Source organism: Flavobacterium sp. (assembly GCF_039930565.1).
Classification (GTDB): Bacteria; Bacteroidota; Bacteroidia; order Flavobacteriales; family Flavobacteriaceae; genus Flavobacterium.
Genome location: NZ_JBDTTP010000137.1, coordinates 1 through 4949 on the forward strand (window position 1 = coordinate 1; position 4949 = coordinate 4949).

Genomic DNA, 4949 nt, shown 5'->3' on the forward strand with positions numbered 1-4949 from the left:
GGGTTGCATATTTTTTAGTTGGAACTACTTGAATTTTCCCTGGAGTTGGTTCTGCGTGATATAATAACGCTTCTCTTCTTTTACTGTCTTTATTCATTCGTTTTCGCTTTTATTTGCCCTGCAAAGATATAAGACTTGTATCAAAACAGGATATTTTATTTATTATTTCCTGAAAATATATCTGGTAAATGCATAAAAAAAATAGCCCAGTATATTTTTGGACTATTTTCAACATTTATTTTTTTAATTTTTATTGCGAGATATAGGAATTTAAATAGTTGATAGTATCTTTTTGAATATCAATAATAGCTTTAACAACATCACTAATAGAGATAATACCTACTACAATCCCTTCCTCCAAAACAGGCAAATGTCTGATTCTTTTTGTACTCATTAGCTCCATGCAAGCTTCTAAATTATCTGAAAGCTTGACGGTAAAAACAGTACTTTCCATAATTTCATGAACAAAAGTCTCTTTTGATGATTTATCCTTTAAAACAATTTTTCGGGCATAATCCCTTTCAGACAAAATTCCTTTCAAATCATTATTGTCAATAACCAGGATGGCTCCTATGTTTTTTTCTCCCATTACTTTCAAAGCTTCATAAACTGTTGTAGATGAAGTTATGGAGTAAACATTTCTTCCTTTTGCATTTAGTATTTGATTTACAGTCATATGTGAAAATTTTTAGGACTATAAAGTTAAAAAAAAAGAAATACAAAAAACAGCCCGTACCAACTTTTAACTTCTAAGAATCTCATTTTCAACATAATGAGCAATATTTCATAATTTAAAAATATTCCGACAAAGAATACATGATTTCTATTGTGTTTTTTATGAAAAATACAACCTTATTGCTCAAAATCAAAAAAGATCTTTTCAAATTGAAAAAGCCTTTTTATCGGGTTATTTACATACTTGTAATTATAAATTCACTTCGCCTGTTAAGCTGATGTTCTTCTTCTGTACATTTTACACCATCTGAACACTGGTTGACAAGCTGGGTTTCTCCATATCCTTTTCCAGTTAATCGATTTGAAACTATTCCATTTTCAATTAACCATTTCATTGTAGATTTTGCTCTGTTATCAGATAAAACCTGATTATATTTAGCAGTTTGCCTACTGTCCGTATGCGAACGTATTTCGAGTTTTAAATTTGGATATTGTTTTAAAACCTGAATTATTTTTTCTAACTCAAATGCAGATTCTTTTTTTATTGTAGCCTTATCCAAATCAAAATAAATAATTGGAATTTCAAGGGTTTTAGCCAAATCAGTTCCAACTGTTATAGGTTTGATCCTTTTTTCTAATTGTATTGGCAAAGATGTTTCTCCTGAGACTGGATTAATATTTATCGGTCTTTCCTGAGTTTCATAATCTGTTTTTGAAACTCTTATATGATATTTTTTTCCACAATCTACATCAGCAAAAATATAATTACCTTTTGAATCTGAAGTAACTTCGGCAATGGTATTAAATTGTTCGTCGAGTAAAACTATTTTTGATGCTGACAATAGCTCACCTGTTTTGGAATCAGAAACAGTTCCCGCCAATAACTGTTTACATTCCAGTTTTTTTATTTCTTTAAATCTGTAGATATCATCAAGTCCATTTCCGTTTTCTCTGTTTGATGAGAAAAAACCATTTCTGTCTTTACTGATCATAAATGCAAAATCGTCCTGTTTTGTATTAATTGGCTCGCCAATATTTTCTACTTTTGCAAAACCAGAATCTCCGTTTATTTTTGAAACAAATATATCCAGTCCCCCTAAACCCGGCCTTCCATCGCTGGCAAAATACAATTCATTGTTGTCAGATATAAATGGAAACGTTTCTCTTCCCTCTGTATTAATTAGCGCTCCTAAATTTTCTGGTTTCCCAAATGTTCCATCACTGTTAATACTTACTTTAAATAAATCAGACTGACCAAAAGTTCCAGGCATGTCCGAAGCAAAGTATAATATCTTTTCATCAGTGCTTAAAGTTGGGTGTGCAACACTGTACTGATCGCTGTTAAATGGAAGCTCTGTAATATCCTGCCAATTTTCATTGGAAAAAGTAGCTTTATATAATTTTAACAATGTTATCTTCTTATCATCTTTTCGTCTTTTGCCATCATTGTAATTATTTCTGGTAAAGTACATGGTTTTACCATCCTTTGTAAAAACAGGCGTTGATTCATTAAATTTTGAATTGATGTTTTTTTGAAAACGTTCCGGTTTCCCTAAAGTTCCATCCGGCAACAAAGCGGCAGTATATAAATTCGTAAACGATTTATTGGTCCATTTGAAAGTTTTTTTAGAAACCCCACCTGTATCACGTGCCGAGGCAAAAACAATTTTATCGTTAAAAATCGTACTTCCATAGTCTGACATCTTTGAATTTATTCCCGCATCAGTAATGTCGTAACGATTTGAATTTATTTTAATATCATCCAGATAATCCTTGTTGCTTTCAAATAAAATCCCGCGTTTATCCGTACTAATTTTTTTGCTGAATTTTTCAAGCATCTCATCTGCTTTTTTATAATTTCCCTCAGATTTAAGAGACTGGGCATAACGATAAAAATATTCCAATTCCTGGTCTGCATTCATAGCAAAAAGCTGGTCGTACCATTTTAATGCTTTTGTCAGCTCTGCATTAAAATAATAAGCGTTTCCGAGCCGCTGGAACATTTTTTCATCCTTATATCCTTTTTCGGCTACTTTTTCATATACCTGAATAGCATCGATAAACTCATATTTATCGTATTTTTTATCTGCTTCGGTAATTGTGGTTTTTTGCGCATTAGCAGTAAAAACCAATATGAACAATAAAGCAGTATAACCTATATTTTTAATTTTCATAATATGTAATATTAGAAGAATCTTGGTGAAGTAATTCTACTGTAACTATTAAGCAATTCAAATCGAAGGAAAATTTCATGTGATCCCGAATTGTATTTCTGCAGTCTTGTCGTTTCGTGATCATATCCGTAACCAATATATAATCCCTCCGTAACCTGAAAACCAGCCATAGCACTTAATGAAGCACTCCAACGGTAACCTAATCCCAACACAAATTTATCATTAAACATAAAATTTCCTGAAACATCCACCTGTAGTGGTGCACCCTGGACTAATTTTGTTAAAATTGCCGGTTTAAATTTGACGTACTCCAAACGATCTAAATTAAATACATAACCAGCTATAAAGTAATAGTTGATTTTTTCTTTAAAAATGACTACTTCGTCATCATTGTAACGATTGGTTTCAATAAAATTAGGAATCGACAAACCTATATAAGCTTTATCAGAATGCCAGTAAATACCTGCTCCTATATTTGGAGAAAATTTTCCGTCAGCATTTTGAAATTGTTTATCACCTTGTTTTTCCGGTGATAATTTATTTATATCAATATTAAATAAATTTGCAGTTGCTTTTATTCCGAATGAAAGCTTAAACGTATCAGAAGTTGGAATTGTATAAGACAAATCGGTAGAAATTGTACTTTCATTTGTAGGCCCGATTCTGTCATTTACAATAGAAATCCCCAATCCTAAACTCTCACCATTAATTGGAGTATTCACAGATATAGCATTCGTTGTTGGTGCTCCGTCAAGTCCAACCCATTGAGTACGATGTAATCCAAAAATACTCATTACACCACGAGAACCTGCATAAGCAGGATTAACATTAATAGTATTATACATGTACTGTGTATACTGTGAATCTTGCTGAGCAAAACCCAAAGCAGAAAAAAACATAAAAACTAAAGCTAATTTTTTCATTTTATCATTTTTATCAAATGACTTACTGCACAAAATATAGCAGCAAGTCATTTCTTTTATTAATTGCTTAGATATAAATATCCTGCTGATTCATGCTGTGTTGCACTGTTATCTTTATATTTCAAAATGTAAAAATAGGTTCCTACAGGTAATTTTTCTGATTGTTTAATTGTTGTTCTTCCCTCTGAAATTCCTTTGAAAGTTCCGTTTATGTTATCATAACGGTCTTTTTCAAAAACGAGAACACCCCAACGGTTGTAAATTTCGATAGTATTATCAGGAAAACATTCGATACCCCCAATATTCAACTCATCATTATCACCATCATTATTAGGAGACAATGCATTAAATACTTTAATCATACAACCCGATATTCCTAAAACTGTTGGATTATCTTCTACATTATTGTGGTTATCCGATTTATCATCTACAGCTATACCTAGTGCACTTTGCCCAGCTGCAACAGCCTGATTGCTTACGCTTCCTTTATTGATATCATTTTGTGAAATAGTATACAAAGCAGTAAAAGTAGTACTATCAGATTCGTTTACAGCTAAATTGATTGCTTGTCCTGAAACAGCAACTCCAGGCAAATTATCAGTAACTATTACACCAAACAAGGGAACATTTCCTGTATTTGTAACTTTAAAGTTATAGGTAATTGTTTCGCCTGCATTAGCATACCCACTATCATCTTCATCATTAAAGGTTGCTGTTTTAATAATTGCAATTGCAGGCACTTCAACAAAAACTTTTAATGTACCAGTACTACAATTTGATGTCGGATTAGCCTTATCGCAAATCTGATACACGAAGTCATAATTTCCTCCCGGAGTGTTCGGTTTAACATTTACAGTTCCATCCGAATTAAACTCAAAATTAGAATTTGATGTTGTGTATGTAATAATGACATCTGACACATTTACCTTCACGCCATTTCTAAAATCATTATCCAGAATATTTATAAATTCTAACGAACCATTAATTCCATCAACTGTTGCTTCATCATCGTTTGCAGCCAAAACAATACTGATATCATTTAGGGTAGCATCACCTGTAGCTGTAGTATTGGCTGTTGATCCTGACATTACCGTTCCGTTTAAGGTGAAGTTCTCTGATGGCTCGTTGATTGCATCGGTCAGCGTTGGAACACTTACCGTTACACTGGTGCTTCCCG

At 32.5% G+C, this 4949-nt stretch carries 4 protein-coding genes; all 4 read right to left on the reverse strand.

From position 1 onward, the window contains the following. Nucleotides 1-250: 250 nt before the first annotated feature. A complete protein-coding gene (locus ABI657_RS18885; RefSeq protein ID WP_348098823.1) occupies nucleotides 251-676 on the reverse strand; it encodes a CBS domain-containing protein in 426 nt (141 codons plus the stop codon). Between the two features lie 235 nt (nucleotides 677-911). Then, nucleotides 912-2849, reverse strand: coding sequence for an OmpA family protein (locus ABI657_RS18890; RefSeq protein WP_348098824.1), 1938 nt, complete (start codon nucleotides 2847-2849; stop codon nucleotides 912-914). An 11-nt stretch (nucleotides 2850-2860) separates the two neighbouring features. After that, a complete protein-coding gene (locus ABI657_RS18895) occupies nucleotides 2861-3772 on the reverse strand; it encodes a type IX secretion system membrane protein PorP/SprF (protein WP_348098825.1) in 912 nt (303 codons plus the stop codon). A 59-nt stretch (nucleotides 3773-3831) separates the two neighbouring features. Beyond that, nucleotides 3832-4949 (reverse strand): gliding motility-associated C-terminal domain-containing protein (locus ABI657_RS18900; protein ID WP_348098826.1); only part of this gene is annotated, 1118 nt, incomplete at its 5' end.

Coding starts and splice junctions, on each gene's coding strand:
- ABI657_RS18895 (WP_348098825.1), bottom strand. CDS start 3,772: ATGAAAAAATTAGCTTTAGTTTTTATGTTTTTTTCTGCTTTGGGTTTT.
- ABI657_RS18885 (WP_348098823.1), bottom strand. CDS start 676: ATGACTGTAAATCAAATACTAAATGCAAAAGGAAGAAATGTTTACTCC.
- ABI657_RS18890 (WP_348098824.1), bottom strand. CDS start 2,849: ATGAAAATTAAAAATATAGGTTATACTGCTTTATTGTTCATATTGGTT.